We start from the raw sequence: 303 nt of genomic DNA, 5'->3' as shown, positions 1-303 counted from the left end.
TAAAGTGAGCCGTCTAAGCTCAATACTTGCGATATTCTTAGGTCGACGAGTGAGATAGCGAGTTACTATTTGTACCTGATGGAACTGGCACATCTGGCAAGGGGTGTAGGTAAATAACGTACGCAGTCCTCGTCTACCATCACAGGTAATGCTTTGTACATCAACGCCTAACGATGCTAGATGATCAATTCCTTGCTTGTAGGCACTGTTGGTTTCATGACTGACTATCGCGTAGTAAAGAACGGCTTTAGTGGTATTGTCCATAAAAACCATTAAACCGAACTTACGACCGAAGTAAGTGGT

Annotated in this window: 1 pseudogene; it reads right to left on the bottom strand. The window is 43.6% G+C overall.

The annotated features are described in order from the left end of the window. Nucleotides 1–303 (bottom strand): annotated as a pseudogene (locus CXF58_RS01370) (hypothetical protein); the annotation flags it as partial.

It is taken from the genome of Psychrobacter sp. Sarcosine-02u-2 (genome assembly GCF_002836335.1).
GTDB classification, from domain to species: Bacteria; Pseudomonadota; Gammaproteobacteria; order Pseudomonadales; family Moraxellaceae; genus Psychrobacter; species Psychrobacter faecalis.
The sequence above is the reverse complement of the archived record's forward strand: the minus strand, read 5'-3'. Positions and strand labels throughout refer to the sequence as shown.